Origin of the sequence: Thermoflexus sp. (assembly GCF_034432235.1) — a bacterium.
In the GTDB taxonomy this organism is placed as follows: Bacteria; Chloroflexota; Anaerolineae; order Thermoflexales; family Thermoflexaceae; genus Thermoflexus.
Map to the genome: position 1 here is coordinate 1 of NZ_DAOUCJ010000081.1, position 3,393 is coordinate 3,393.

The window sequence follows — 3,393 nt, forward strand, 5'->3', positions numbered from 1 at the left end:
CACCCACTTCACGCCTTCCCAGAACGCCTTGGCCCCCCGTTGAATCCCCGGCCACACCACCTCCCGCCAGCAATCCAGGGGATGCCTCACACACCACCCCAGATCGCGTCGCGTCTCCCCCTGCCCCGTTCCCCCCAACCCCTCCCGCGCGCAATCCCAGTCCATCCGCTTCGCGCACTCAAAGAAATGCGCAATCGTCTCCCCCACCGTCCGCCCGGTCGACTCCGAAGCCCGATAAGTGATCCAGAAGGCCACCGCCCCCATCAGGGCCAGGATCACCAGCCCGATCGCCACCCACTCCAGCGTCTGCAGCCCCTTCTCGTCCAGCCACCAGCGTTTCCCTTCCCCTGCCTTCATCGCTCACCTTCCCGCTGAAAGCTCAACGGGATGCCCTTGCCCTCCAGCGGAAAACCCGCATCCCTCAAGGAGTCAACGGGTCATGCCTCCTCCTCCGGCGCCTGGATCCAGCGCTCCCCTTCCACCCAGATGCGCGGCTGAGGATCGAACAGATCGGGCGACCAAGTCACCCCATGTTCCTCAAGGCGCCGCAGACAGAGGGCCGGACGATACCCCGTCGCCGCGAAATAACCCCGCACCCGCTCTTCATCTTCCGCTGTCCCCACCGGTCGAAACACATAGATCGGCTCCGTTCGGATCAGGTTCTCCTGGACCCCGACCACCTCATCGATCCGGATCACCTTGCGGGTGCCATCGACCAGGCGAGCGACCTGGACCACCAGGTTGAAGGCGCAGATCATGCGTCGGAGGGCGGCCTCCGGGAGATCGGCCCCCTCCCGGGCCATCCGCAGCATGGTCTCCAGCCGGGCGAAGGCGTCCTCCGGCGAGTTGGCGTGCAGGGTGGTCATGGAGCCGGGATGGCCGGTGTTGATGGCCTGAATCATGTCCAGGGCCTCGCCGCCCCGCACTTCCCCCACGATGATCCGATCGCATCCGCAGGGCGTTGATCACCAGATCCCGGATGGTGATCTCCCCTTCCCCGAACTCATCGGCCGAGCGGGTCTCCAGACGGACCCAGTGGGGCCGGTTCAGGCGGAGCTCTGCGGTGTCCTCGATGGTGATGAGGCGCTCCTCCTCTGGAATATAAGAGGCCAGCAGGTTAAGCAGGGTGGTCTTCCCGCTGCCGGTGCCGCCGATGACCAGGATGTTCAGCCGGGCCTGCACGGCCCGCCGCAGGAAGATGGCCATCCGGCGCTCCAGAGAGGCCCGACGGATGAGATCCTCGGGGTGGATCAGCTCCTTTCGGAACCGGCGGATGGTGATCACCGGTCCATTGAGGGAGAGCGGCGGCAACACGATGTTCACCCGGCTTCCATCCGGCAGCCGGGCATCCACCAGAGGGCGCTTCTCATCGATGCGCCGGCCGGCGTGGGCGGCCATCACCGCCGCCATCTCCATCAGCTGCAGCTCATCCCGGATGTTCAGGCGATCGGGAGAGACCGGCTGCAGCTGGCCCTGACGCTCCACAAACACCTGGCGGGGGCCATTGATCATGATCTCGGTGACCGAAGGATCCCGCAGCACATCGGGAGGCAGGCGCCCCTCCAGGGGATCCACCCGCATGGCCGCCTCGATCCGATCCACCTCCGCCGGATCGACCCAGCGGCGCATGCGGCCCAGGCTACGCGGTCGCACCCCAGTGGGCGTGAAATATCCGTAGGCCCGCCCCATCTCATCGATGCCGAGCTGATAGTAGACGAACAGATCCTTGAGGATCAGCTGATCTCCTTTCAATCCCTGGACCTCCGTAATGGTCACCACCTTGCGCTCGCCGCCCGGCAGGCGGGCCATCTGGACCACCAGATCGATGGTGGCCAGCTGCTCCCGGATCGCCCGCAAGGAGAGCTGCTGGGCCGCCTCCGCCCACATGACCATCGTCTCCAGCCGGGAAAAGGCCTCCTGGGGAGAGTTCGCATGCACCGTGGTCATGGATCCCTCGTGGCCGGTGTTCATCGCCTGGAGCATATCCAGGGCCTCGCCGCCCCGGACTTCCCCCACCACGATCCGGTCCGGCCGCATGCGCAGGGAAAGGCGGACGAGGTCCCGGATGGTGATCTCGCCCTTTCCTTCCACATTCGGAGGGCGGGCCTCCAGGCGCACCACGTGGGGGTGCTGCTCATAGAAGCGCAGCTCCGCGATATCCTCGATGGTGATCACTCGCTGTTCGGGCGGGATAAAACCGGCCAGCACGTTGAGAAGCGTGGTCTTGCCAGACCCGGTTCCCCCGGAGACCAGGATATTCAGGCGGGCCCGCACAGCGGCCTTCAGGAAAGCGGCCATGGTCTCGGTGAGGGTGCCGTTGGCGATAAGATCCTCTATGGTGAATGGCCGTTCCCGAAAGCGCCGGATGCTCAGGACCGGGCCATCCACGGCGATGGGGGGAATGGCGGCGGCCACCCGACTCCCGTCGGGCAGCCGGGCATCCACCCGGGGGTTGCTCTCGTCGAGGCGCCGTCCCAGAGGGGCAAGGATGCGATCTATGATATGAAGGAGGTGTTCCCGGTCTTCGAACTCCACATCCTCCCGGCGCTCCAGGCGACCGAAACGCTCCACGAAAACCTCCGCCCGCCCTTCCTCCTCGGGCCGGGCCCGCCAGTTGACCATGATCTCCGTAATCTGCGGGTCGCGAAGCAAGGCCTCCAGAGGGCCGAGGCCGACGGTTTCATCCAGGATCAGGTTGACGATCTCGGCCTGCATCGTAGGGGAAAGGATCTCCCCCTCCCCCCGGATCATCTGGGCCAGCATCGCCTCCAGGCGGGCCCGAAGGATCGAGCGAGGAAGCTGGAGCAGCGCGCCCAGATCCCTCTCCTCCATCAGGCGCCGCCGATAGTGCTTGGCCAGGGCCCGCAGGGAGGACCGCTCCTCCGTCCGGGCGCCATCCCCCCGCCGCGCGGCTTCCAGTCGCTCCAGGACCGCCATCGGATTCCTCCTCTTCGGAACAGATCGCGAGATGGAGCTTCGAAAGGCCAGCAGGCTTCTTCCCCCGCGCCAGAAGAACCCCGGAAAAGGAGCCCACACCATCTGTGGGGGGACGCCAGCCTCCCGTTTCAGCGCGTGACCGTCAAAGAATAAGGGGACGGGCTGAGCCCACTGTATCGATAGACCAGCACGTAGAACCGGCCGAGATGGGCGGCATCGACCGGATAAACGATCTGCTCATTGACCCCCGCGCCCGTTCGATTGGACCAGGCCGTCCATCGCACGCCCACATCCGACTCATGCTGAAGATACAGATCCAGATCCACTTCAGATGTCACCTGGAGCGTTAAGGTGATGGGCCCCGTCGTATCTATATAAAACTGGAAGAAATCATACTGATCCGTCGGATCATTGGCATACCCCTGAACCGTGGACGGAACCCGGATGCAATTGGCC

1 protein-coding gene and 3 pseudogenes are annotated in these 3,393 nt (G+C 65.1%); all 4 read right to left on the bottom strand.

Annotation, left to right across the window (positions count from 1 at the left end; translation table 11 throughout):
• Nucleotides 1-357 (bottom strand): annotated as a pseudogene (locus tag VAE54_RS10325) (hypothetical protein); the annotation flags it as partial.
• A gap of 80 nt (nucleotides 358-437) precedes the next feature.
• Entirely contained in the window at nucleotides 438-758 is a 321-nt protein-coding gene (locus VAE54_RS10330) for a hypothetical protein (protein WP_322801883.1), read from the bottom strand.
• 21 nt (nucleotides 759-779) lie between these two features.
• Nucleotides 780-3,039: pseudogene (locus VAE54_RS10335) on the bottom strand (CpaF family protein); the annotation flags it as partial.
• 26 nt (nucleotides 3,040-3,065) lie between these two features.
• Nucleotides 3,066-3,393: pseudogene (locus VAE54_RS10340) on the bottom strand (hypothetical protein); the annotation flags it as partial.

Excerpts from the sequence above, each read along its gene's own strand:
- VAE54_RS10330 (WP_322801883.1), bottom strand. The coding sequence starts at position 758 with ATGATCTGCGCCTTCAACCTGGTGGTCCAGGTCGCTCGCCTGGTCGAT.